This is a genomic window from Vibrio sp. 1-Bac 57 (assembly GCF_037546855.1).
GTDB lineage: Bacteria > Pseudomonadota > Gammaproteobacteria > Enterobacterales > Psychromonadaceae > Psychromonas.
The window spans coordinates 105529-130198 of the sequence record NZ_JALAAC010000010.1; the positions used below are offsets into that span (position 1 = coordinate 105529).

The 24670-nt window shown below is 38.0% G+C and carries 21 protein-coding genes; 9 read left to right on the forward strand and 12 right to left on the reverse strand.

Annotation, left to right across the window (positions count from 1 at the left end):
* The first annotated feature begins 761 nt into the window (after positions 1–761).
* The 3 genes from MT391_RS08955 to MT391_RS08965 all read left to right on the forward strand — a co-directional run bounded on the left by MT391_RS08955 (position 762) and on the right by MT391_RS08965 (position 3323).
* Positions 762–1412 (forward strand): single-stranded DNA-binding protein, encoded by a 651-nt coding sequence (locus MT391_RS08955; RefSeq protein ID WP_499440676.1) that lies wholly within the window; start codon positions 762–764, stop codon positions 1410–1412.
* Positions 1413–1768: 356 nt separating this feature from the next.
* The gene (locus tag MT391_RS08960) at positions 1769–2812 is read left to right on the forward strand and encodes a hypothetical protein (protein ID WP_499497643.1); all 1044 of its coding nucleotides are present in this window, start codon (positions 1769–1771) and stop codon (positions 2810–2812) included.
* Between the two features lie 73 nt (positions 2813–2885).
* Positions 2886–3323 carry a hypothetical protein gene (locus MT391_RS08965; RefSeq protein ID WP_499497645.1) on the forward strand — a complete coding sequence of 146 codons (438 nt, stop codon included), beginning with the start codon at positions 2886–2888 and terminating at the stop codon, positions 3321–3323.
* A gap of 799 nt (positions 3324–4122) precedes the next feature.
* Here MT391_RS08965 and MT391_RS08970 read toward each other — a convergent pair.
* The gene (locus MT391_RS08970; protein WP_166372543.1) at positions 4123–5274 is read right to left on the reverse strand and encodes an iron-containing alcohol dehydrogenase; all 1152 of its coding nucleotides are present in this window, start codon (positions 5272–5274) and stop codon (positions 4123–4125) included.
* Between the two features lie 330 nt (positions 5275–5604).
* Here MT391_RS08970 and ohrR point away from each other — a divergent pair, with 330 nt between their 5' ends.
* Complete coding sequence (ohrR, locus tag MT391_RS08975; RefSeq protein WP_499497646.1) at positions 5605–6150, forward strand: transcriptional regulator OhrR; 546 nt, start codon at positions 5605–5607, stop codon at positions 6148–6150.
* 253 nt (positions 6151–6403) lie between these two features.
* Positions 6404–8170, forward strand: a complete 1767-nt coding sequence (locus MT391_RS08980; protein WP_499497648.1) for an alkaline phosphatase D family protein — start codon at positions 6404–6406, stop codon at positions 8168–8170.
* 149 nt (positions 8171–8319) lie between these two features.
* Here the strand turns inward: MT391_RS08980 and tdh are convergent, their stop codons facing one another.
* Both tdh and MT391_RS08990 read right to left on the reverse strand, forming a co-directional pair.
* Positions 8320–9354 (reverse strand): L-threonine 3-dehydrogenase, encoded by a 1035-nt coding sequence (tdh, locus tag MT391_RS08985; protein WP_499497650.1) that lies wholly within the window; start codon positions 9352–9354, stop codon positions 8320–8322.
* A complete protein-coding gene (locus tag MT391_RS08990; RefSeq protein ID WP_499497652.1) occupies positions 9344–10549 on the reverse strand; it encodes a glycine C-acetyltransferase in 1206 nt (401 codons plus the stop codon). The genes tdh and MT391_RS08990 overlap by 11 nt, the downstream gene beginning before the upstream one ends.
* A gap of 230 nt (positions 10550–10779) precedes the next feature.
* On the opposite strand from MT391_RS08990, the gene MT391_RS08995 reads away from it, so the two are divergent.
* Positions 10780–11739 carry a LysR family transcriptional regulator gene (locus MT391_RS08995; protein ID WP_499497653.1) on the forward strand — a complete coding sequence of 320 codons (960 nt, stop codon included), beginning with the start codon at positions 10780–10782 and terminating at the stop codon, positions 11737–11739.
* Between the two features lie 190 nt (positions 11740–11929).
* Here MT391_RS08995 and MT391_RS09000 read toward each other — a convergent pair whose 3' ends face one another.
* The 4 genes from MT391_RS09000 to MT391_RS09015 form a co-directional block, all read right to left on the reverse strand.
* Positions 11930–13387: a short-chain fatty acid transporter gene (locus MT391_RS09000; RefSeq protein ID WP_499497655.1), complete on the reverse strand. Its 1458-nt coding sequence runs from the start codon at positions 13385–13387 to the stop codon at positions 11930–11932.
* Between the two features lie 321 nt (positions 13388–13708).
* Positions 13709–14884, reverse strand: a complete 1176-nt coding sequence (locus tag MT391_RS09005) for an acetyl-CoA C-acetyltransferase (protein ID WP_499497657.1) — start codon at positions 14882–14884, stop codon at positions 13709–13711.
* A gap of 96 nt (positions 14885–14980) precedes the next feature.
* Entirely contained in the window at positions 14981–15637 is a 657-nt protein-coding gene (locus MT391_RS09010; RefSeq protein ID WP_166372535.1) for a 3-oxoacid CoA-transferase subunit B, read from the reverse strand.
* Positions 15638–15705: 68 nt separating this feature from the next.
* Positions 15706–16404 (reverse strand): CoA transferase subunit A, encoded by a 699-nt coding sequence (locus tag MT391_RS09015; RefSeq protein ID WP_166372534.1) that lies wholly within the window; start codon positions 16402–16404, stop codon positions 15706–15708.
* Between the two features lie 102 nt (positions 16405–16506).
* Between MT391_RS09015 and MT391_RS09020 the strand changes: the two genes are divergently transcribed.
* Positions 16507–17403, forward strand: a complete 897-nt coding sequence (locus MT391_RS09020; protein ID WP_166372533.1) for a LysR family transcriptional regulator — start codon at positions 16507–16509, stop codon at positions 17401–17403.
* A gap of 121 nt (positions 17404–17524) precedes the next feature.
* On the opposite strand, the gene ansA is transcribed toward MT391_RS09020, so the two are convergent.
* Positions 17525–18544 carry an asparaginase gene (gene ansA / locus MT391_RS09025; RefSeq protein WP_299667943.1) on the reverse strand — a complete coding sequence of 340 codons (1020 nt, stop codon included), beginning with the start codon at positions 18542–18544 and terminating at the stop codon, positions 17525–17527.
* Positions 18545–18587: 43 nt separating this feature from the next.
* The gene (locus MT391_RS09030) at positions 18588–18920 is read right to left on the reverse strand and encodes a TehB family protein (RefSeq protein ID WP_499497659.1); all 333 of its coding nucleotides are present in this window, start codon (positions 18918–18920) and stop codon (positions 18588–18590) included.
* Positions 18921–19480: 560 nt separating this feature from the next.
* Between MT391_RS09030 and MT391_RS09035 the strand changes: the two genes are divergently transcribed.
* Positions 19481–20224, forward strand: a complete 744-nt coding sequence (locus tag MT391_RS09035) for a tRNA-uridine aminocarboxypropyltransferase (protein ID WP_499497660.1) — start codon at positions 19481–19483, stop codon at positions 20222–20224.
* Positions 20225–20349: 125 nt separating this feature from the next.
* Here MT391_RS09035 and mobB read toward each other — a convergent pair whose 3' ends face one another.
* Positions 20350–20898, reverse strand: a complete 549-nt coding sequence (gene mobB / locus MT391_RS09040) for a molybdopterin-guanine dinucleotide biosynthesis protein B (RefSeq protein WP_499497662.1) — start codon at positions 20896–20898, stop codon at positions 20350–20352.
* A gap of 83 nt (positions 20899–20981) precedes the next feature.
* On the opposite strand from mobB, the gene MT391_RS09045 reads away from it, so the two are divergent.
* Entirely contained in the window at positions 20982–21611 is a 630-nt protein-coding gene (locus MT391_RS09045) for a LysE family translocator (protein ID WP_499497663.1), read from the forward strand.
* A 206-nt stretch (positions 21612–21817) separates the two neighbouring features.
* Here the strand turns inward: MT391_RS09045 and MT391_RS09050 are convergent, their stop codons facing one another.
* Together MT391_RS09050 and MT391_RS09055 are read right to left on the reverse strand one after the other, a co-directional pair.
* Positions 21818–22726, reverse strand: coding sequence for an aldo/keto reductase (locus tag MT391_RS09050; RefSeq protein WP_499497665.1), 909 nt, complete (start codon positions 22724–22726; stop codon positions 21818–21820).
* A gap of 425 nt (positions 22727–23151) precedes the next feature.
* Complete coding sequence (locus tag MT391_RS09055; RefSeq protein WP_499497666.1) at positions 23152–24084, reverse strand: porin; 933 nt, start codon at positions 24082–24084, stop codon at positions 23152–23154.
* Between the last annotated feature and the right edge of the window lie 586 nt (positions 24085–24670).

Genomic DNA, 24670 nt, shown 5'->3' on the forward strand with positions numbered 1-24670 from the left:
TTCGCATTCTATTGCGCTAAAAAAGATAACCGAAAATTAACTACCTATCATTATTCTATTTCGCTCTCTCCTTGTTTTATAAACTAGTATGTTTAAGCAAAAGTTAAGTAAAAAGCAGAAAAACAAACACTTTCATCTGTTTTTAATATTATTAATAACACTCAAGACTACTTGTAATAGCACTCTCTACACAGTTAAATTTTAATGCTTTTAGTTACGTTACTGTTTTTATAAGCTTTAACTTTTTAGAAACATCTTTAGTAATCTTTCTTCCAATTCAAACTTCTTCAGTCAACAAAGGCAGTACGATAGGGATCTACAGCACATATCAATTTTCAGGTGAATTTTTCGGTGGTATTATGGGTGGGTTATCCTATAAACTAGCTGCTAGTAGTGGCTTATTTTTATGCTTAACAGGGTTAATGATTGTCTGGTTTATACTGTCTATTGACATTTGTAACATCCATGACACGAGCAAAATTGGTACTTTTACGTTTGCACTTTTATATTTACATTAGGCATAAAAGATCAACAACAAGCCAATATACTCATTAGCGATTGCTAGCATTAGAGAGCGCGTTAGAAGTTGTTGTTATTGCAAAAGAGCAGATTGTTTATATAGAAGTAAATAGGCCATTTGTATCAAAGCGAATACACAGCGTTTTCAACGACAACAAGCGCAATACATTTTAGGTAATAGTTAAATCACTATTACAATCAAATATTTTACATAAATAAGTCGAAATAGCGGAGCAAAAAACATGTTTAACCGTAGTGTAAACAAAGTAGTCCTAGTAGGTAACCTAGGTAAAGATCCAGAAATGCGTTACACCCAAAATGGTGGCGCAGTGGCAAACTTTTCAATCGCAACCACTGAAAGCTGGAAAAACAAACAAACAGGTGAATACGAAAATAAATCTGAATGGCACAACATTGTTGTATTCGGTAAATTCGGCGAAATGGTCGGCCAGTATCTGAAAAAAGGTGCAAAAGTTTACGTTGAAGGTAAATTACAAACTAACAAATGGCAAGGTCAAGACGGTCAAGATCGTTACAAGACTGAAATCATTGCTAACGATATCCAAATGTTAGATGCTCGCTCTCAAAACGCAGGTCAAGGTCAGCCATACCAAGGCGGACAGCAGCAACCAGGTGGTTACCAAAACGCACCACAACAACAAGCTGCACCAGCACAATCTTGGGGTAATGCACCACAACAGCCACCAGCACAACAAGCAGCGCCTAGAATGGCACCAGCTTATCAGCCACAACAAGCGCCGCAACCTTCACAACCTGCTCCGCAACAGGCACCTGCACCACAACGTCCAGCAGCACCACAAGCTCAACCAAAACAAGAGCCTGCAGCGTTTAACGAGCCATCAATGGATTTTGATGACGATATTCCTTTCTAGAATTGAGTTATCTTTTCAAGATAATTTGTTAAATTGTAGAATAGTAAAAACCTAGCACTGCTAGGTTTTTTTATGTCTGTAATTTGAAGCGTTAGATTCACCTGACTTTATTTGAGTTGATGCTTTCAAATAATCAATAAGTTCATATATCTCTCACCTGCAGTATTTGCACTATAAAGATTACAATGCCCTACGCTTTTAGATGATTAAAACTTCACAAGTGAACTATAGATCTTTGTTTTATCGATAAACCAACGTAAAGTAATAATAATATTTTAATCATTAACTCTTGTCGAATTTCCACCGTTAAAATGACATTTTGTGAGTTAATAAAGCTGTTATGCCAACAATCAATTATGAGTAATATGATAATGAGAAGTAATGCTTTATTTTTTCCTTTTATTTCAATCCCTCGGAAACAGTGGACATACCATACTCTTCTCTACTGGGATAAATTAGCTTCTATAGTGCCTATTGACCATATGGCTCAGCCGGAAAAAATGACATCGTTCATGAGAACGTTATTAAGAGAGGGGTTGGTTGAAAATCTACACCCAGGACAGTATTTATATGAAATTGAAGCATTTGACTCGAGTTTTAAAGCGTTAATTGAAAGCAAATTACAAGCGGTTCAAGCTATTCAGCAGCGTAATCCTGACCATAAGATTTTCGGAATACATCGTAAGGCTTTAATTCACGCAGAGAAGTTAGGCATTGTACAAAACTATTTTGTAGAAAAAGGCTTAGCGAAGAAAAGTCATGATGAGTGGTATTCTATTGAAGCATGGGCCGCCAATCTATTTATGGCCTACTTAGCTTCATGCCTTGGGTCTTTAACCGAAGTAAATGCAGCACCTGTTACTAATAGTGTTCAAATTGCTAATTTGTATGCAAATTATACAGGAAATAACATTAGCCAAGAAAGTTCCAAAAGAAGCGAAGAGTCTCGAACAATGATCTTGAAGGAGTTACTGCCTTATCCCGATGAGCCAATTAAAGCATCTACCTTAGTGAAGTTTAAAGAAAAACATGGTCAGCTTCTTCCGGAGTTTAGAAACCGTGTTGAAGGGCACTGTATCAATGTTTCAAAACTTGATAGTCTGGAAGAACGTATTTTGCTGACGCAAAATTTTATTAAAGACTCACTAGATGAAGTTTCATACATTGAGTCTAAAATGAAGCCATTTTGGAAAAAATTGAGTTTTAGTGCAATTACTCCAATAATCGGTGCTGGACTATCTGCTTCCGCGACTCAACTTGATGAGCGTGTCGCATTTGCTGGGGCTGCTTTTACATTGTCATCAACAATATCTCAAGCAGTTTCTAGTATTAGAGAGGATCGTCGTGTAAATAATGCGCCTTTGGCATATGTCGCTCGAAGTCGTGGTAAGTTGGCATGACAAGGCATTTAAACGGAACAAAAACAGTGGCTTACATAGCCTCATATTTTACACTTTTAACAGGAGTAACATAATGTCAAAAGTATTGCCATTTAAGAAAAAAACACCACAATTGACTTTTCCTAAAGGGCCAATGATTTCAATGGAAGATTGTCATTTTGAAAAGAATGGAATTGGGATGCTATTAGGCGAAGGCGTTGAAGTTGATATGAAGACCACTAAATTTGTCGATAATGGTGTTGGGATTGTAGCGGGTGAATTAGATGAACAATTCTTACAATTACTTAAATCAGCAACAGCTTCGGAAAGGTTTAAGTATGCGCAAGAACTTGGTGATATTGCGAAATGTGAAAACTCAGAGGTAAGATCTGAACTTATATCTAAATCCACAATAGGACAAAAGTTAACAAATATAGCTAGCATTGCAACGGTCAGTACATGGTTAGCAAATGTGATTGAAGGGGCATCGAAAATCGACTTAGATATACTAATTCAAACAATTATGGGTTAATAACCACCTAATCGGGTAGCCGGAGGTATCTAACCACCAGCCCCACACCACACTGCATGCGGCTCCGCACAGGGCGGTTCATCTTATGATGAATAGTGAATATTAATCCACAAATCCTTTAATAATATCAAACCTTGTCTGGCTAAAAACGCATTACTGATAGCTATATTGATCCCTTTGGTTTTCGAACTACGACAAGGTCCTTTACTGGTGTTTTTCAAGACAGTTGGCACTCATTAGCTAATTTTTATGCGGCTTCTTTAATAATACTGTTTTGACCTAACCTTCTTCACCCTTCGTGTCTTCGTGGTTAATCGGCTTTTGATTTGAAAAGACGGCAAACAACCACAAAGCCGCTACGTTGCACGAAGGACACGAAGAAAAGCTACAATGTTAGTTAATAATAAGGCTTTTGACCTAACCTTCTTTCCCCTTCGTGCCTTCGTGGTTAAATCGGCTTTTGATTTTAAAAAACAGCAAACAACCACGAAGCCGCTACGCTGCACGAAAGACACCAAGAAAAGCTACAATGTCAGTTAATAGTAAAGGTTTGAACCTAACCTTCTCTCACCTTCGTGTCTTCGTGGTTAATCGGCTTTGGATTTTAAAGGCAAGAAAATAAAAAAAAGAAATAGGTTAAGAGTAAACCCAGTCTGACACAGGGGGTAACCTAAAAACAAAAAAACGCATGTCTAATTGCTTAGACATGCGTTTATATCATCTAACATATCGTTAGATAAGTTTGTTCTACTTACAAATTAATAACATTAAGCCATTACTAACTTTGCGATCAAAAAACTTAAAGTGCTGTTTCTAAGATTTGACGAGAACGTGCTAAATCTATTGTGCCGTTTTCACCAAGTTTAGTCATTCCATGCGCTTCTAAACTTGCCATTGCAGTATCAATATCTGCTTTAGTTAAGTCGATTTCAGTTAATGATACAGGTGTTTTCATTGCCGAGAAAAAGGCTTTTGTTTTCTCGATAGCTGCATCAATACGTGCATCATCAGAACCTTCTGTAATATTCCAGATACGCTCTGCGTATTGTAATAATTTTGCTTTTTTCTCTTCACGACATACTTGCATAATAGCAGGTAGAACGATGGTTAAACTACGACCGTGGTCTACACCAAAGTTACCTGTTAATTCGTGACCAATCATGTGTGTTGCCCAATCTTGAGGAACACCTACACCGATTAAACCACTTAATGCTTGAGTCGCAGCCCACATTACATTGGTACGCGCTTCCATATCTTGTAAATCAACAATCAGTTTTGGACCTTCTTCAACTAACGTTAATAGGATACCTTCTGCAAAACGATCTTGAATTTTTGCGTTAACTGGGTACGTTAGGTATTGCTCCATTACGTGAACAAAACCATCAACAACACCATTAGATGTTTGGCGTTCAGAAAGGCTTAACGTAGTTTGTGGATCAAGCACCGCAAACTGAGGGCGTACAAGTGGATTACCAAATGCTAATTTTTCTTTACCACGCGTAACAACCGCACCTGAATTCGTTTCAGAACCCGTCGCAGGTAGTGTCAAAATACAGCCTAATGGTAATGCGCTTTCAATTTTGCCTTGTTTAGCAAGAATATCCCATGCTTCTTCACCTTCAAAATTCACTGCAGCGGCAATAAATTTAGTACCGTCAACAACAGAACCACCGCCTACCGCTAATAAGAAATCAAACCCTTCAGCACGAACGCGCTCTACGGCTTTCATTAATGTATCGTATTGTGGGTTTGGCTCAATACCTGAGAATTCATCCCAGTTATGGTCAGCCAGCGCAGTAACAACTTGATCATAAACACCGTTACCTTTGATAGAACCGCCGCCATAGGTCACTAATATTTTTTTGTCTTTTGGAATGCTGTTAGTGATCGCTGCAATTTGACCTTGACCAAAATGGATTGCGGTCGTGTTGTGGTAACTAAAATTGTTCATCTATTACTCCTCTAAAACGATTGTTGAACTCAAGTAATAAGTGCAATCGTTTATTAAAAAATTTTGTATTGTATTGCTGAAACAGAATATTTGAATACATGATATTTGAATATCATCGAATCGACTTTCGTAAAAGTCCTATACGCCTCAGCATTACATTTTGATCAAATATGGAAACAACATGGGCCAAATATTGATCAAATATGGCACATCGAAATAATTATCATTCTAATTAAATTGCGCACAACTTAATTGTGCGGCAATTATATCTCGCATTGAAACGATAACGCAAGTATATTGTGCACAATGTAATTATTTAACGGATTGAATATGAGTAACGATAAGGTTGATTTGAAAGTGAGTGAAGGTGAAGAAGTTGGTAATAATTTAGTTGATAATAGTTCAACTAATGATTGCTCAGCTAATAACTGTTCAATAGTAGAACCTGGTTCTAACTTAGCCATTGAAAAGCAACTGTGTTTCTCTTTATACAGCACAGCTAATGCCATTGTTCGTGCGTATCGCCCGATGTTAAAAGCGCTAGACTTAACTTATCCTCAGTATCTAGTGATGATTGTGCTTTGGAGCAATAACGGTATCAATGTAAAAGATCTTGGGCAGATATTACATTTAGACTCAGGCACCTTAACACCTTTATTAAAGCGCCTTGAAAGTAAGCAAGTATTAATGCGAAAACGCGGTGAAGACGATGAACGCGTACGCGAAATATTTTTAACTGAGCAAGGTATCAACTTAAAAAAACAAGCAGAAGCCGTTCCAGAACAGATGTTATGTAAAGCAAAATTACCTCTACAAGAACTACTCGAATTAAAAAAAGGCTGTGATAGATTATTTGAAAATTTAACTGAAGAATGATTGTTACAGTCACTATAAGTAACAGTCTTATTTTCTAACATTGGAAAGAATTTTTATAATAGATAATCTTTTATAATAGGTGCCTTTTATAATAGGCACCTATTATCATAAGCAACCTAAGGTACTCACTTCTCTCAGTTTTATCTGTAATGTGAAACAGCAACTAAATGATGAAATAACTAACTATTTTATCATTTAGTTGTCACACACTCACTCTAGACTACTCGTTTTTACATACAGAAGGATAAAGTGAATGAAAGGCTCTATTTCTCGTCGTGACTTCCTCATATTAACAGCAAAAGGTGCAGGTGCAGCCGTTGTATCATACGGTTTAATGGGCTGTGCTATTGATGATGATGACAAGCAAACAAAAAATAGTATTAGCTTCAACCATGGTATTGCCAGTGGTGATCCTTTAACGGATACCGTTATTTTGTGGACACGTATAACACCAAGTAGCGATGGTGAGATAACCGTGTCTTGGGAGATAGCTATAGATCAGGCTTTCACTCAACTAGTTAACACCGGTAATACCACCACCAGTGCAGCAAGAGATTATACAATCAAAGTAGATGCTATCGGTCTTTCGGCTAGCACAACTTATTATTATCGTTTCATCAGTAATGGCACAACATCTTCAATTGGTACCACTAAAACCTTACCTGATGGTTCGCCTGAATCCGTTAAATTAGCTGTATTATCCTGTGCAAACTATCCTGCAGGCTTTTTTAACGTTTATAACTTAGCGGCACAACAAGATGATTTAGATGCCATCTTACATCTCGGTGATTATATTTATGAATATGGCCGAGGTGAGTATGGAAGTGATAATGCGGAGACATTAGATCGTCAAGTACTGCCGACAACTGAGATCTTTAGTTTAAGCGATTATCGTACTCGTTACGCTCAATATCATAGCGATCCTGACTTACAACTCTTACACAGTAAAGTACCTTTTATTACCGTTTGGGATGACCATGAAGTAGCTGATGATACCTGGAGTGAAGGAGCTGCAAATCATAATGAGGATGAAGGCAGTTTTGACGATCGTAAACTCGCAGCGTTACAAGCTTATTTTGAATGGTTACCTATTCGACCTTGGAGTGAAGGTAATTATGCAGAAATTTACCGCCAATTTTCATTTGGTGATCTCGTTGATTTATATATGTTAGATACACGGGTTCTAGCACGAGAAAAACAACTCGATTACGCTGATTATTTCGATGGTAGTGTTTTGTTTGATGAAGCAACGTTTAACAAAGATCTCTATGAAACTGAAAGAACTATGTTGGGCGCGGAGCAATTACAATGGCTTAAAGATAGTGTGAGCGTCAACAATGGGCGCTGGCAATTATTAGGTCAACAAGTATTGATGGGTGCAATGAAGTTGCCGGGTGCAGTTGCATTAAATGCCATGAGTACAACTGATTATGCTGAGTTAGGTACATTAGCTTTGTTAGCTGGGCGCATTAAAGCAGGAGATTCTACCATAACCGCAGATGAGCAGACTTACTATGAAGCTAATGCAGATAAACTCACGGCTGATGCACTTAGTTTATTATCTTTTCCAGAACTGCCATATAACTTAGATGCATGGGATGGGTATGCGACAGAAAGAGATAAAATCTTGGCCATCTTTAATGACGCGTCAAAAAATTTAGTTGTGGTGGCCGGCGATACGCATAATGCGTGGGCAAATGAGTTATCTAATAGCGATGATAAAGTTGTTGGTGTGGAGTTTGCAACGGCTTCTATTTCCTCCCCTGGTCTTGAGTATTATTTAAGTATTAGCGACGATGCAATAGAAAGCACAGAGGATGGTTTTGTGTCTTTGATTGAAGGACTTAAATATTCAAATGCTAAAGATAGAGGCTTTTTAACACTCACCTTCACTCAAGAGAAAGTTAAAAGTCAATGGCATTATGTCGACACAATTCTTAGCTCAGAATACACAGAGCTGACTGATCGACGTAAAGTAGCAACGAGTAATGTTGATCAACCAAGTTTAACCTTCTCATAAAATGAGCTTATACCATTCCGATTAATTTTCGGAATGGTATAAGTATGCTACCAGTATTGAGCATTCTCGACTAAAAAAAGACAAATACTATAAAGTAAGCACTAAAAGTTAACTGCTAAACTCAGCAAGTTAAATCAGTGATAAAGCAGTTATTTTTCCCAATCTAAAATCACTTTACCTGACTTACCTGAACGCATCATATCGAAGCCTTTTTGGAAATCATCAACACTAAAATGATGTGTAATTACAGGCGTTAAATCTAAACCCGATTGAATAAGACTGGCCATTTTGTACCACGTTTCAAACATCTCTCGACCGTAGATACCTTTAATCACTAAACCTTTAAATATAACCTGATTCCAATCCACTGCCATCTCTGCAGGTGGGATACCTAATAGAGCGACTTTACCGCCATGGTTCATATTTTTTAACATGCTATTAAACGCAGTTGGGTTACCAGACATTTCCAAACCAACATCAAAACCTTCTGTCATACCCAGTTCAGATATTACATCTTCCAGTTTTTCATCTTTGACATTAACAGCACGTGTTACACCCATTTTTTTTGCAAGATCTAAACGGTATTGGTTAACATCAGTGATCACCACATGACGAGCGCCAACATGTTTTGCTACAGCGGCAGCCATAATTCCAATGGGCCCAGCGCCTGTGATCAAAACATCTTCACCTACTAAATCAAAGGATAACGCGGTATGAACTGCATTGCCAAAGGGGTCAAAAATAGAAGCAAGATCGTCAGATATTTGATCAGGGATCTTAAACGCGTTAAACGCAGGCAATACTAAAAATTCAGAAAAAGCCCCTGTTCTGTTAACGCCCACTCCACTTGTATTACGACAAAGATGAGTACGTCCACAACGGCAATTACGGCAATGTCCGCAAGTTATATGCCCTTCTCCAGAAACCCGATCGCCAATATTAAACCCGCGAACCTCTTGCCCCATGCCAACCACTTCACCTACATATTCGTGACCAACTACAAGCGGAATAGGTATCGTTTTTTGTGCCCATTCATCCCAATTGTAAATATGGATATCTGTGCCACAAATTGCTGTTTTTTTAATGCGAATAAGCAAGTCATTATGGCCAACTTCAGGCTTTTCAACTTGCGTCATCCACAACCCTTGTTCAGGCTTTAATTTAGCTAACGCTTTAATTTTCATGACCAATTAACTCCATCTCTTGTCCAACTTTAATGAACGCATCAATCGCAGTATCAAGCTGTTCACGGGAATGTGCCGCTGACATTTGTGTACGAATTCGTGCTTTTCCTTTAGGTACAACAGGGAAAGAGAAAGCAACCACGTAAATACCCAATACTAAAGCGCGTTCAGCAAACTCCGCGGCAACTTTTGCATCACCTAGCATAATAGGAATAATGGCATGATCGGCTCCTCCCATCGTAAAACCAGCCGCTTCCATACGTGTACGGAAGTGCGTTGAGTTTTCCCATAGTTTACTGCGAAGGTGCCCAGATTCAGCGAGTAAATCCAGTACTCGAATCGATGCTGAAACAATCGCAGGTGCAACCGAGTTAGAAAACAAGTACGGACGAGATCGCTGACGTAACCAATCAATTACTTCCTTTTTGCCTGAAGTATAACCACCAGAGGCGCCGCCCATGGCTTTACCTAAGGTGCCGGTAATAATATCAATGCGGTCAATTACATCATGGTATTCATGTGTGCCTGCGCCATTTTCGCCCATGAACCCAACTGCGTGAGAATCATCAACCATTACTAGTGCATCATATTTATCAGCTAAGTCACAAATGGCAGGTAAGTTTGCCACTACGCCATCCATTGAGAACACACCATCCGTCACGATCAATGTATGGCGAGCACCTGCTTCTTTAGCGGCAATCAACTGTTGCTCAAGTTCTGTCATATCGTTGTTGGCATAACGAAAACGCATTGCTTTACACAAACGGACACCGTCGATGATTGAAGCATGGTTTAATGCATCTGAAATAATCGCATCTTCTTTATCTAAAATAGTTTCAAATAAACCGGTATTAGCATCAAAGCAAGAGGTATAAAGAATGGTGTCTTCTTTACCTAAAAAAGTAGACAGTTTTTGCTCTAATACTTTATGCGAATCTTGTGTACCACAAATGAAACGTACCGATGCCATCCCAAAACCATGCTCATCCATCCCCTCTTTCGCCGCTTGAATAAGCGTTTCATGATTAGCTAAACCTAAATAGTTATTAGCACAAAAATTTAACACTTCTTGTCCTGTAGAGATTGAAACAGAAGCTTTTTGAGCTGAGGTAATGATACGTTCAGACTTGTATAATCCTTCATTCTTCACTGTTTCTATTTGTGTTTTGATTTGTGCATAAAATGTAGAAGACATAAACTTTCCTTCTTTAAGTTGTCATTGCTCAAGTATAAGTGCTTAAGTAATTTTTTATTGTGATGGCTTCAGTCGTTAATCTCTTATATGGAATTTTTCATATAGAACATTGCTATAGAAAACGACATATTAATGTTGGTTATAAAAAGTATAATAAAGCCGAATAAATTGATTCTAATTGAAACCGATTACAACTATTAGCCCCTAAAATGGAAAACCATTGATGAATTATGGTCACAAATAAACTGATTGCATTATTACCTGATCTGGCCACATTTATTGTTGTTGTCAATGAAGGAAGCTTTACAACGGCAGCGAAAAAGTTAGGAGTAACACCTTCTGCTTTAAGCAAATTAATCACACGTTTAGAAAGTGCATTATCGGTCAAGTTGTTTGAGCGAACCACGCGCCGCTTATTGATCACCGATGCGGGAAAAAAAATATACCAGCAATCGACTATCATCGTTGAGGCCGCTCAGCAGGCAATCGATATTTCTAGTTTAGAACATACCGTCCCCTCTGGAACGTTAACGGTTGCCGCACCAAAAGCCTTTTTAACGATTGTATTACAGCCACTAGTCACTCCTTTTTTGACCAAATATCCGAAAATTCAACTAAAACTAAGAGCATCAGACGGTGATATCGATATGATAGCGCAAGGGATTGATGTGGTATTTCGCTTAACCGATAAACCCACTGAAGGGTTGATTATGAAAGAGATTGGCAAAGTTAATTTAAAGCTTTGTGCAAGCCCTGAATATATCAAAAAAAGAGGTTGTCCGACTCACCCACAACAATTGTCAGAGCATGATTGTTTGTATTTAGGTGAGACTGCTATCGATCATATTTGGGAATTTATGAAACAGGATGAAAGACACGTAATAGCAGTATCGGGGCGCTATGCAGTCAACCATTCTCAGATGCGTTTAAACGGTGTAAAAGATGGTTTTGGGATTGGTATATTCCCTGACTTTGTGATTAAAAATGCGTTACAAAATAATGAAGTGATTGAGGTACTTTCAGATTGGGAAATCAAAGGAAACTACGCGGGTGTAATAGCAATGCAATATGCCCAGAATAAATATATGCCCTCTCGCTTAAAAGTGTTTACTGAGTTTGTAACCGCACACTTAATGAAAGGCACCTTTAATGAAGATGATATTAATGGAAACGTTGTTAATACAGAATAAGAAAGCTAAACAAATAAATAATTAAATAATTAAATAGGAATCTAATAGTAGTCTGTTTAATGTTAATGATTAGTTATGCCTACAACACTAAAAGCTAATTTAGTATCGTAGGCATAGATTGCATATTATATATTTAAGTTAATGATTTAATGGTTTAATGAATGATTAGGTTAATGAACAAATGGCTTAATTAAAACACTAATAAACCAAGTGAAATAATAACGCCAGAGCCGAATAACGCCATGATGCAGTATCCCATCACATCTTTAGCCCCTAATCCTGCAATTGCTAACGCAGGTAATGCCCAAAAAGGTTGGATCATATTCGTCCATGCATCTCCCCAAGCAATGGCCATCGCAGTTTTCGCAGCATCAACACCTAATGCAGCACCTGCTGGCATCATAATAGGTGCTTGAACAGCCCATTGACCACCACCTGATGGTACAAAAAAGTTTACAATCCCAGCACTTAAAAAGGTAAACACAGGGAATGTTGTTTCATTTGAGATTGAAACAAAACCCGCTGAAATAATACCTGCTAACGAATTTCCTGAATCGCCCACTGCAGTCATCATACCCATGATACCTGCATAGAATGGGAACTGTAATAATATGCCTGAACAGTTTTTAGCGCCTTGTGAAACCGAACTTAATAAACTCTTAGGCGTTCCGTGTAGCAAGATTGCAGAGAATAGGAAGGTGAAGTTAACGATATTAAGATTAAGTGCAAAACCATTATTAATAAAATAATAAATAATGTAAGTAAAGCCCATTGCTCCTAGTAACATTGACAACACACGGCTATTTTCCAAACGTTCTGCAGGTGTCATTTTTTCCTGAGAGTCCGTTTCTTGATCGTTTAATGCTTCAGCCTGTAACTCTTTACCTTGAAAGTTTCTGCCTTTTGAATCTTTAGCTTGCCCAGTACCCTGCAGTGCAGATTGCTCTTTTAATAATTGCGAATCAATAGTGATAATATCTTTTCCAACGGGATGCATTAAACGATTCAAAATTGGAATAGCAATTAACATCACGGCAAGAATCGTCAAATTCATGGTTGAGAAAATCGTTTCAGATGTTGGAATTGGAGAAGTTACCGCGCCATTCGTCACAGCACTCAAGTTAGTACCACTTGCTAACGCTAATGGGATCGAACCAGATAAGCCCGCATGCCAAAATAAAAAACCACTATAAGCAGAAGCGATTAACAGACGGTAATCCACTCCCCTTACACGAGAAGCAATTTCACGCGCGAAAATAGCACCAACAACGAGGCCAAATCCCCAGTTGATCCAACAGGCAATCGCACTAATAAAGGTAACTAATAAGATGGCTTGATTTGGTGTTTTAGCAATACTAGCTAGTACCGCTAGTTTACTTTTAAAAGCGGGAGCACTGGCCATGGCATGCCCTGTCACAACGACCATCGCCATTTGCATTGAGAAGGTTAATAATTTCCAAAATCCACCAGCCCACGCATCAACAACTTGTATTGGACTTTGCCCTGTACTCGGCATCACCAATACAAAAACCGCTAGGGTTAATACAATCGCAAAAATAAAGGGATCCGGAAGGTAACGTTGAAGTAGAGTCACAAAAAACTTACTGAGTCTTTGTAATACACTGAGTTGTGCTACGTTCGTATTCATAAAATTTCCTTATTATATCGTTGTTGTGATAATTATCTTTTTTCGATAGCTATCGGTTTTGTAATAGTCAATATGTTCACTATCAATGTTGCTTTATTAACGACCCATTAACTAAATGCATTAATAAAAACATCATTATTATCGTTATAGTGTTGGGGTATTTTGCTTTTTTTGGTACAGATTATGCCGTGGCGACCGATAAGATGGTTACCGACAATTGAGTTTAAAACGGATAATTTGCAGACCGAAACATTATTTATTTGAGGCCTTATTCACATCAATAAAATGCTAGTTAATGCGAATAAAACCAATGGTAAAGACTTAACGAGATACCAGCATCGCTACGCCCATTCCGCCACCAATACAAAGTGTGGCTAACCCTTTCTTATGTTCGCTACGCTTCATTTCATGCAATAACGTCACTAAAATACGACAGCCCGATGCACCAATAGGATGCCCTAATGCAATCGCACCACCATTTACATTGACTTTTTTGGTATCAAGCTGAAGCTCTTGATTAACGGTCATCGCTTGTACTGCAAACGCTTCATTAGCTTCAACCACATCTAAATCTGCAACCGTCCACGCAGCTTTTGCTAATGCTTTTTTAGTCGCTTCAATTGGGCCAACGCCCATAATTTCTGGGTCAACGCCGGCACTTGCGGAGGCAACAATAGTGGCCAATACAGGTAAACCTAGCTGTTCTGCTTTTTCTTTAGAGGTCACGATCACCATTGCTGCGCCATCATTAAGCGTCGAAGCATTACCCGCGGTCACGGTTCCATTTTTTGTAAAAGCAGGACGCAACCTAGCTAACCCTTCCGCAGTACTGTTAGGGCGTATCTGCTCATCATGCTCAACAATAATGGAGTCGCCTTTACGCTGAGGAATACAGATTGGCACGATCTCATCAACAAACTGACCTGCGGCTTGTGCTTGAGCAGCTTTTTGCTGCGAATGCGCAGCAAAGGTATCTTGTTGATCGCGAGAAAATGCCCAACGTTCTGCAATATTTTCAGCTGTTTGTCCCATGTGGTAATCATTAAAAGCATCCCATAAACCATCACTGACCATGGAATCAACTAATGACCAATCCCCCATTTTTTTACCATGTCGACTTTGTGGTAAAACATGAGCAGCTTGACTCATACTTTCTTGACCACCCGCCACTACCATTTGCGCATCGCCATTAGCAATCGCTTGTGCGGCTAGTTGAACTGCTTTTAAACCAGAGCCACAGACTTTATTAATGGTCATTGCAGAAACAGCGTGATCAAGGCCTGCGTGAACTGCAGTTTGACGAGCAGGATTTTGTCCACAACCCGCAGTCAATACTTGCCCTAAGATAACTTCATCAATATGTTGCTTGATGATAGGCTGCTTGATTAACATTGATGCTAATACTTGACGGCCTAATTCGACTGCACTTAATGATGACAAACTGCCATTAAAAGAACCAATCGGAGAACGACCCGCAGCAACAATAACAATTTCCATAGTGACCTCTTTATTCGAATAATTACTTAAATCAACTTAGCTATTTACTTAAACATAGCTACTTAGTTATTTAGCTACCTAAACATAACGACCTAGTTAAAACACCATTTCAGGAACATGCTCGGGCACGATCAAACGACCTTGGGTTTTAGCTTTAATTTCTTCAACCGATACACCCGGCGCACGTTCTTTAAGTACAAAGGCATTATTTTCAATCTCTAACCAAGCTAAATCAGTTAATACTTTCTTAATACAACCTTTGCCAGTTAAAGGTAATGAACAAACATCTAATAACTTAGAGTCTCCATTTTTAGAGGCATGTGTCATGGTAACGATGATATTGTCAGCGCCAGCCACTAAATCCATTGCACCACCCATGCCTTTTATTAATTTATTCGGGATCATCCATGAGGCAATGTTGCCACTCACATCCACTTCAAATGCGCCTAATACCGTCAAATCAACATGCCCACCACGGATCATCGCAAATGACTCTGCAGATGAAAAAATAGAACTGCCAGGCACTGCCGTAACTGTTTGTTTACCAGCATTGATCATGTCTGCATCGACGTTTTCAACGCTAGGGAACGCCCCCATTCCTAATAAACCATTTTCCGATTGCAGCATCACTTGCATACCATCGGGTATAAAGTTAGCCACTAAAGTGGGAATGCCTATTCCTAAATTAACGTAATAACCGTCTTGTAATTCACGTGCCACGCGAATTGCCATTTGATCTCGAGAAAGTGCCATAAAATCACCTATAAATATGCATTGAACTAAGCATGTATTGAATTAAGTATGTATTGGACTAAAAGGAATTATTCGCTGGTAGTACAGTTTTCAATACGCTTTTCGAAGGTACCAACAATAACGCGGTCGACATAAATACCCGGCGTATGAATATGAGCAGGATCAAGCTCCCCAACTTCAACTAACTCTTCTACTTCAACCACGGTAATTTTGCCTGCGGTTGCCGCCATTGGATTAAAATTTTGTGCCGTATGACGATAAATTACATTACCGTAGCGGTCTGCTTTCCAGCCTTTTACAATTGCAAAATCGCCTGTGATTGCTTCTTCTAGCAGATATTCACGACCATCAAAAAAACGTGTATCTTTACCTTCAGCAACTGGGGTTCCAACACCTGTTGCGGTATAAAATGCGGGAATACCCGCACCACCAGCGCGCATTTTTTCAGCTAGAGTTCCCTGTGGAGTTAACTCTACATCCAGCTCTCCATTAAGTAGCTGTTTCTCAAACAAAGCGTTTTCACCAACGTACGATGACACCATTTTGCTAACTTGCTTGTCCTCTAACAAAATGCCTAAACCAAAACCATCTACACCGCAGTTATTCGATACTATGGTCAGATTTTTTGTTTGTAGCCGCTTAATCTCAGCAATCAGGTTTTCAGGAATACCACATAAACCAAAACCACCAGCGATCACCGTCATGCCATCTTTTAAACCACTAAGAGCATCTTCATATGTTGTCACTACTTTGTCGAAACCAGCCATAGATCCACCTTTAAATACAACGTCATTTTAATTTTCAACAGTGTGCCTCATACTCATTAATTAAATAAATTTATTATTTTTATCTATTAATTTGGTTTTGTTATGAATGTAAAACAACTTCGTATTTTTTTAGCCGTTGCACATACCCAAAGTTTTGCCGAAGCAAGCAAGCTTGTACACATGTCACAACCAGCGGTAAGTTTGTCGATTAAGAGCTTAGAAGACTCCTTAGGAGGACGCTTATTTACTCGTACTACAAGGAGTACATTGTTAACCGCAGAAGGACAAAAACTACTGTCTATGGCTAAATCCTTAGTCGATGCATGGGATAAGGTAGAAAATGAGCTAAAACAGAGATTTACATTAGATAGGGGTAAAATAGCGGTCGCAGTTATGCCGTCTTTTGCAGCTTCTTTAATGCCCAAAGTATTGATGTATTACCGACAAAAAAATCCTAACATCAGCATCGAAATTCACGATGTATTAACTGATACGGTTGTGGAAATGGTGAGAGCGGGAAATATTGAAATGGGCATCTCCTTTGAGCCAGAAAATACTCAAGATTTAAACTTTCAAGCGTTATTTAATGATCGTTTTATTGCCGTAATGCATCATAATTGTTCGCTCAAAAATGAGAAAGAACTCACATGGAAACAGTTACTTGAATGCGATTTTATTACCTTACAAAAACCTTCAAGTGTTCGTCACTTGATAGAAAGTACTTTATCTAAAGAAGGGATGGAGTTGCACGTGGCTTTTGATGCCCACCAATTAGCAACCGTGGGAAAAATGGTCTCACAGGGCTTAGGTGTCGCTGTAGTACCTGCTTTATGCGAAGCGCAAATGCGCGAGCAAGGTGCTATTTGCTTGCCTATTTCAGCACCAATAATTTCTCGTCATGTGGGTATCATCACAAAAGCTAAGGTACCACTTTCCATTGCTGCACAGGAAATGATCGATACCTTAATTGAAACATTTAAAAACATCTCCGTTCACTGAGTTGGAGATAGCAGGTTCATAAACAGCAACTGATTCCCAACTTCATAAACTGCAACTACCTAAACTGCGGCTATATAAATGACGGCTGAGTAAGCCGCAACTTAGCGAACGAGGATAATGACTAATTAAATGATGTTAATTCACCACGTAAATCAGTAGTTAATAACTCTTTTACTACTTTGTAGGTTAACTTTTGGCTGAGTAAATAATATAACTTAGCAATCACAGATTCTGTGGTCATATCTAAGCCACTAATCACACCTGCTTCGCTTAAAGCATGGCCGGTTGCGTAACCTTCCATATTGACACTACCCTTTAGACATTGGCTGCAATTAACAATTAAAATACCGCGATCACTGGCCTCTTTTAAAGTATTTAATAATTGCGGGTCTTGCTGTGCATTCCCTACTCCATAGGTTAATAAAACCAACGCTTGTAACGGGCTTTTTAATAGGTTGTCTAACACTTGCCAATCTAACCCGGGGAAAAGATGCAATATTGCAATTGATTGTTGCTCAATCTTACCAATCGTCAATCGAGTATTAATCGACTTTTGTTTTTTGCCGGCTACGTTTCTAATCTCAATTCCGGCTTCTAACAGCACTGGGTAGTTAGGCGACACAAATGCGCTAAAACCGTCGGCATGTTGTTTGGTGGTGCGGTTGCCTCTAAATAATTGATTATTAAAAAATATGCAGACTTCATTAATAGGATGATGGGCAGCAATATACAAAGAGTTTAATAGGTTTGCTCTAGCATCTGAACGCAATTGTGAAAGGGGTATTTGTGAACCAGTGATGATCACAGGTTTGCTCAAACTTTCAAAAATGAACGATAATGCAGAGGCCGTATAAGACATAGTATCGGTGCCATGCAAAATAATGAACCCGTCAAAGTCATGGTATTTATCTTGAATATCCGTTGCTAAAACCTGCCATGCCTGCGGTGAAATATCAGCAGAATCAATCAAAGGTTCATATTCATGAATTTCAAATTCAGGCATATCCTGATGGTAAAACTCAGGCATATTTTTAATCGTTTCAGATAAATAACCAGCAACGGGAATAAAACCATTTTTAGAAGGTTTCATACCGATAGTGCCACCAGTATAAGCGATATAGATACGTTTTTTTTCAGCCATTAAAATCTCAGTTGTTTATATATAACGATGAGGTAGAAACTAATTAGTTTCGTTCAGATAAGTTTTGCTTCACGATGTCAGAGTCTTTTTGTGCATAAAATTTCACTTCAAATGCTGTGTCATCACTTAAAAATTCTACTTTATGCCAATACTCAGGAGGTGAAATTGCAGATTCTCCAGCAGGAATAATAATCTCTTGCTCTATTAAACCACGTCGTTCACTGAATCCATAAAACTTTAAACGACCGGAAGTAACACATATTTTACCAAACACTCCAGCCTTAGTATTGTGTTCAAATAAAAATAGTTTGGGAATATTACTTTTAGTGAATAGAGGCGTACTTTTATAATTTATAAAATCATCGGGTATATTCATAACTGCCTTCCTTTTAAATCACAAAACAAATAGCGACCGTAATATAACCTGCCGCTGTAAATTTTACTGTACAGATACTGTTACAGATGTAGGTACTGTATCTGCTTCATAATGAGAATAATAGTGGACATTTTTATGCCCTAACTTAGTAATACACATGCTTTTTGTTAACGACCACTTCAAATAACTAACTTTCCATATCAAATTTCCATCATTTCAAAAATAACACTTAAAACCAGTTTTCTCACAAGTCACCCGATTGCGCGTGAAGATGAAGCAAAGCATCGAGATCGTAATCATGAATTTGCAGACTCTTTTGAAAGTAACGATTTACCATCTCATCAACAATAAAAAAGATGAGAATCACCTTTATATAAGATACCTCTAAAAATCAAAGGGATGCTTTATAACATCCCTTTTTTAGTATTCATCATTGTACTTTGACAGCCAACTTACTTTTTATCAGCTTACTTAGCAGCAAATGCATTCTTTCAGCGAGTTCCCCTTTTTCAATAAGGTTTTTTGCGTATAATCGCAGCCTATCAACAATAGAGCTCATTATGCGAATCCATGCACTTCATTCTTTATACGACCATCGTTTAAGTCAAAGCACACGTCCTTTTCTAGCGCGAGGCGGTAGTATTGCACGCTGTAAACACTGCATGTTACTTCCCTACTTATGTATTTGTTCAATCAAAAAAACTGTCAATAGCCAAAGTGCTTTTTTATTATTGATGTATGATGATGAGATTTTAAAGCCAAGTAATACGGGACGTTTAATCGCAGATCTTATTACAGATACACACGCTTATATCTGGTCTCGTACTGAACCCAATACAAAAATGTTAGCGTTGCTAGCAGATCCACAATGGTGCCCTATTGTTATATTTCCTGCCGAATATGCAGCGCAAGAAAGAGTGTTACCCATTGAGTCATCTATCCCCTCTATTCTCAAAGATAAACGACCTTTGTTTATTTTATTGGATGGCACCTGGGCGCAAGCTAAAAAAATGTTTCGTAAAAGCCCATACCTAGATCAGTTTCCAGTGTTATCTTTTGCACCGGAAAAACTATCACAATATATAATGCGTAAAGCGACTAAAGAGTGTCAACTAGCAACGGCTGAAGTCGCCAGTTTGGTATTGGATAGCTTAGGTGAAACAGACAATGCATATCTGCTAACATTATTATTTTCTACCTTTAAAGAAAACTATCTGCTTGGCAAGTCTCGACAACAGCTACCTGCGCAAAACAGCCAACAACTTTTAATTGCTGCATTTGCCAAGCAACAAGACAAAGCTTAACTCTGTCGAAATTAATATTGGCAAAATTAACATTGTCGAAAATTAACTGATTTAAACCTTTGTTGACTAAAGGTTTCTTTAATAAAACGTAGATTCAAATTATAAGTCCGGTTTTTATACGCTTTTTACTTAGCTGGCTTGTTATTAGGAGCCGCAATCACTTCATTTAAAATAAACGACACTATCTTTTGTAATTGCGTAAAGTCGAATAAGGGCAAATTACCTGCATCGATAGGTTGATCGCACACAAGGCCAATAATATTAGTATCAGTTGTATAGAGGAATGGCTTTTGTAGCACGCTACGGTGCAGCTCTATTTTAGGAAAAGCTTGGTCTCGATAACCTTCCACTAGCACTAAGTCCAAAGCCTGTGTATTTAATAATGCAAGCTGTTCACTTAGTTGACTATCGTGTGCTTGTTCATGCTCGTGAAAACAAATAGAGCGATGTGTGCCTGCTATAACCACTTGTGAAGCGCCCGCTTTTCGTAAACGGTAGCTGTCTTTACCAGGCTTATCCATTTCAATATCATGGTGGCTATGCTTCACTAATGCGATCCGTAAGCCTTGTTCAATTAATAATGGAATAAGTTGTTCTATTAATGTTGTTTTACCGGTTCCACTAAAGGCAGCAAAACCTAACAAAGGTACTGGAAATTGTGTTAAATAAGTCATGATTTAACCTTATGAAAATAATTAAAGACACGTTATCATAATCGATTCATTACTCCCTCAGCAATTAGATTTAAGAGTTAAATATGCCGTACTTTCAAGAATTTATGATGTTAACCATTGTCCACCTTCTAGCAGTCATGAGCCCAGGACCTGATTTTGCGATTGTACTCAGGCAGAGTATAAGTTTTGGCCGCAAAACAGCAATAATAACCAGTTTAGGAATAGGATCTGGTATTTCTGTACATGTTTTATATACATTATTAGGAGTAGGTTTATTAATCTCTCAATCAGCATATCTGATGGCCACCGCTAAAATATTAGGGGCCGCTTATATTACTTACCTAGGCATTAATTTATTACGTAGTAAACCTAACCTAGATCAATCCGCCTCTATTGCCGTGGATAATGATCCTAAGCAGCAAAAAAAAGCATTTATGATTGGTTTTATGACCAATGTATTAAACCCTAAGGCAACGCTTTTTTTCCTCGCTATTTTCACTACCATCGTCAGTGCCAATACACCATTAATAGTACAATCTATATACGGATTATGGATCATCATTTCAACCGCAGCATGGTTTTGCTTAGTTTCATTTTTATTTTCACAACAACGTGTTCGTCAGAAATTTATAAACCATGGTCATTGGTTTGATAGAGTAATGGGTATTATTTTATTAATCTTCGCAGTAAAACTGCTCATTGAATTAATATGAATGGTTAGGTTAAGGAAATAAAAAACCAGTGCAATGCAGTTTTTTAATGCTTTAACACTGGTTTTAACGTTTTTACTCAATTTAGAGCCTCAACTTATAACACAACAATTTGCACATAATACTTAAGCGACAGTCATTAAGGCTCAGAAGTTAAGGTACTGTATTTAAGATGCTGTATTTAAGGTGCTGTAGTTAATAGACAGAAGCTAAGGCACAGAAAAACCTTTTGAAGCAACCCAGACTCGATACCACTGCTCAGTATTCATTTTCAAAGCTAACGCCGCAACAGCCTCTTTAACTCGTTCTATTTTACCTGAACCTATTAATGCAACAGGGTTTGAAGGATGCTTTAGTACCCAAGCAAAAATCACTTGTGTGATAGACGTTGCACCTAGTTCTTGTGCTAATAGCTCTAAACAAACTCGTAAGCGTTGGGCTTGCTGCGTTTGCGCATTGAAGATAGCCCCACCAGCTAAACAAGACCAAGCCATTGGACGCACGCGCTGTTGCTGTAGCTGATCTAAAACTCCATTTTCAATAACATCAAAATTAATGGGATTGATTTCAACCTGATTGGTGATTAAAGGTTCACTCAAACGGGATTGTAATAGTTCAAATTGGGATGTAGTAAAATTAGACACACCAAAGTGTTTCACTTTTCCCGATTGCTTAAGTTCGCTAAAAGCTTCTGCCACTTGATCCGCATCCATCAAAAAGTCAGGACGATGCACTAATAAGGCATCTAACTGTTCAACACCCAAACGTTGTAATGAGTTTTCCGTTGAGCGAATGATCGCAGCTTTACTACTATCATAATGTGAAACTCGATGCTCACCTTCTGCCGCGGCAATACCATTAATGCCAAACTTAGATACAATTTGAATTTGCTCTCGCATCTCAGGCGCTAATGCCAATGCCTCACCAAATAATACTTCGCTATCACCATAAATAGCAGCATTATCCACCGTAGAAATACCTAACTCTACATGTTGCTTTAAAAAGGTTAAACGCTGTTGCACTGTCATATCCCAAGCGCCTAAACGCCAATACCCTTGAATTAACTTAGAAAATAAAGGTCCCTCTGGTGCCATCAATACCTTGTCAACTAAACTCATAACAATGCTCATAAAAATACTCACCCCATCATTGGCTATAAAATAAAAACAGACACTAGACTATCAGCATCGAGTATAAAATATCACCCTTCGGATGTATTAATAAAATGTCACTTGTGTCGATTGTATAGAAAAAGAAAGGTACGAATGATTGATAACAACAAAAGAGAAGTGAAAAGCAACAATCAAGAAAATAAAGTATGAGTGTAGGCAACGGCCTGAAAACAAGAATGAAAGTAAATGGGTCTTTATAGAGGTAAAACAAAACCTGGATTCAGTTATAAGTGAAAGGAAAATGCAGAAATAATTAAAGAAACAAAAGCACTAAAATGAAAAAACTGCTTACCCAATCAAGTTGAATAAGCAGTTATCAATTTTTATTATGTATTCAGGTATTGAGTCGCCTGATAGACAATAAAGTTAGCTTAGAATGATATAGCCATACCTGCAGCATAACCGATTTCTGAATCATCAGTATCATCACCAGCAACTTCTAAATATGCTGTAACACTGCTGTTGAAAGAATAAGCAGCATTTACAAAGTATTTATTAACATCATCAACGCCAGAGCTATCTGTATCAACTAAAGACCAAGCGGCAGAATAAGCCATTTTGTCAACAGTATAAACAGCTGCTAAACCAAAGCTAGTTAAATCAGCTTGAGCAGAGTCATTATCAGTTGAGCCTGCAGAAGCAGCTAATTCTAAGTCTTCAAATGCATAACGCGCTTCTAAAATTACACTTTCAGAATTGTAAGCAACATTAGCACTAGTTTCTGTATCAGCGTTACCGTAATACACTGTTAAATCAAGACCACCAAAACGTGCACCTAATTTAGCATCAAGAGAGTTAAAATCATCAGCACCTGTATCAGTATTAACTAGGTAAGAGATACCACCGTAGTAGTTACCTTTATCTAATGTATATTTAACAACTTGCTTACCGTCAGTATAACTTTGAGAAGAGTTATCGATACCAAACTCGTAATCGTTACCGATACCTTGGTCATCTGCGATTGTAACTTGTTGACCTGCTGTTAAAGTACCCCATTTAGCAGAGCTTAAACCAACATAAGCGTCATCCATTGTTAGTTTGTTATCATCGTTCTCACCGTCAACTTCAACAACACCAATGGCAGTAACACCGTGACCAATATCGTAACCAACTTTAAAACCGAAGTCAGAATCGTCAATATTAATTGTCTTGTGGGCATTATCTTCAGTGCCTTTTCTGGCTTGAACTTCAACGTCACCGTAAACTTCAAACGTCATGCCGTTTGCATCGTATACTGTTGCACTGTGTGCTGCAGTTGCTGCGAATAAAGAAGTAACTATTGTAGCTAGAATTGTCTTTTTCATTGTCCATCACCTTGTTGCTATTAAAATTAAATTTAAATTAATTGAATCCTTGAATTACTTAATTCTGTCTAAATCCGGTGTAATAACATTATGTTGGTTATTTACACACCACAGATGTTTAAGTGCGGAATAAAATTACCACACAAAACTCAAGGCGGAAACAGCAAACGCAGTTAGATGACGAAATGTCACAAATTTAAGCAAATAAAAGAATAATAATTTGACTTGGATCTCAAAAAACAATGAAACTTAAATTGAAAACATAAGAGAAGTGTCCGTTTTTTTGTTATTTTGTTATTTTCATGTTAAAAAACAACAAAGCATTAACTTTATTTCTCTGATTTAACGAAATTTAACCTTATTTTTTTTAAAAATTGCAATTTAAAATTGATTAATCCGGTCTACTTATTCCTTTTGTCTAAAAATAATCCTCTAGCAAAGCAGAAAAAACAGAAATATAAGATCTCATTTAAGTTTTTTCTGCTTTTACTTGATTTGTAATTACATTAAATAGACAACAACGTCTCTGATACTGATCCAAGCAATAATTAGCCAATACTGAGTCAACCAACAATCAGCCTATGTT

Excerpts from the sequence above, each read along its gene's own strand:
- MT391_RS09045 (WP_499497663.1), top strand. The coding sequence starts at position 20,982 with ATGCCGTACTTTCAAGAATTTATGATGTTAACCATTGTCCACCTTCTA.
- MT391_RS08965 (WP_499497645.1), top strand. The coding sequence starts at position 2,886 with ATGTCAAAAGTATTGCCATTTAAGAAAAAAACACCACAATTGACTTTT.
- MT391_RS09020 (WP_166372533.1), top strand. The coding sequence starts at position 16,507 with ATGAATGTAAAACAACTTCGTATTTTTTTAGCCGTTGCACATACCCAA.
- MT391_RS08995 (WP_499497653.1), top strand. The coding sequence starts at position 10,780 with ATGGTCACAAATAAACTGATTGCATTATTACCTGATCTGGCCACATTT.
- ansA (WP_299667943.1), bottom strand. The coding sequence starts at position 18,544 with ATGGCTGAAAAAAAACGTATCTATATCGCTTATACTGGTGGCACTATC.
- MT391_RS09005 (WP_499497657.1), bottom strand. The coding sequence starts at position 14,884 with ATGGAAATTGTTATTGTTGCTGCGGGTCGTTCTCCGATTGGTTCTTTT.
- MT391_RS09000 (WP_499497655.1), bottom strand. The coding sequence starts at position 13,387 with ATGAATACGAACGTAGCACAACTCAGTGTATTACAAAGACTCAGTAAG.
- MT391_RS08970 (WP_166372543.1), bottom strand. The coding sequence starts at position 5,274 with ATGAACAATTTTAGTTACCACAACACGACCGCAATCCATTTTGGTCAA.
- mobB (WP_499497662.1), bottom strand. The coding sequence starts at position 20,898 with ATGACTTATTTAACACAATTTCCAGTACCTTTGTTAGGTTTTGCTGCC.
- MT391_RS09035 (WP_499497660.1), top strand. The coding sequence starts at position 19,481 with ATGCGAATCCATGCACTTCATTCTTTATACGACCATCGTTTAAGTCAA.
- MT391_RS09050 (WP_499497665.1), bottom strand. The coding sequence starts at position 22,726 with ATGAGTTTAGTTGACAAGGTATTGATGGCACCAGAGGGACCTTTATTT.
- MT391_RS09010 (WP_166372535.1), bottom strand. The coding sequence starts at position 15,637 with ATGGCACTTTCTCGAGATCAAATGGCAATTCGCGTGGCACGTGAATTA.
- ohrR (WP_499497646.1), top strand. The coding sequence starts at position 5,605 with ATGAGTAACGATAAGGTTGATTTGAAAGTGAGTGAAGGTGAAGAAGTT.
- MT391_RS08955 (WP_499440676.1), top strand. The coding sequence starts at position 762 with ATGTTTAACCGTAGTGTAAACAAAGTAGTCCTAGTAGGTAACCTAGGT.
- MT391_RS08960 (WP_499497643.1), top strand. The coding sequence starts at position 1,769 with ATGAGTAATATGATAATGAGAAGTAATGCTTTATTTTTTCCTTTTATT.
- tdh (WP_499497650.1), bottom strand. The coding sequence starts at position 9,354 with ATGAAAATTAAAGCGTTAGCTAAATTAAAGCCTGAACAAGGGTTGTGG.
- MT391_RS09055 (WP_499497666.1), bottom strand. The coding sequence starts at position 24,084 with ATGAAAAAGACAATTCTAGCTACAATAGTTACTTCTTTATTCGCAGCA.
- MT391_RS09015 (WP_166372534.1), bottom strand. The coding sequence starts at position 16,404 with ATGGCTGGTTTCGACAAAGTAGTGACAACATATGAAGATGCTCTTAGT.
- MT391_RS08990 (WP_499497652.1), bottom strand. The coding sequence starts at position 10,549 with ATGTCTTCTACATTTTATGCACAAATCAAAACACAAATAGAAACAGTG.
- MT391_RS09030 (WP_499497659.1), bottom strand. The coding sequence starts at position 18,920 with ATGAATATACCCGATGATTTTATAAATTATAAAAGTACGCCTCTATTC.
- MT391_RS08980 (WP_499497648.1), top strand. The coding sequence starts at position 6,404 with ATGAAAGGCTCTATTTCTCGTCGTGACTTCCTCATATTAACAGCAAAA.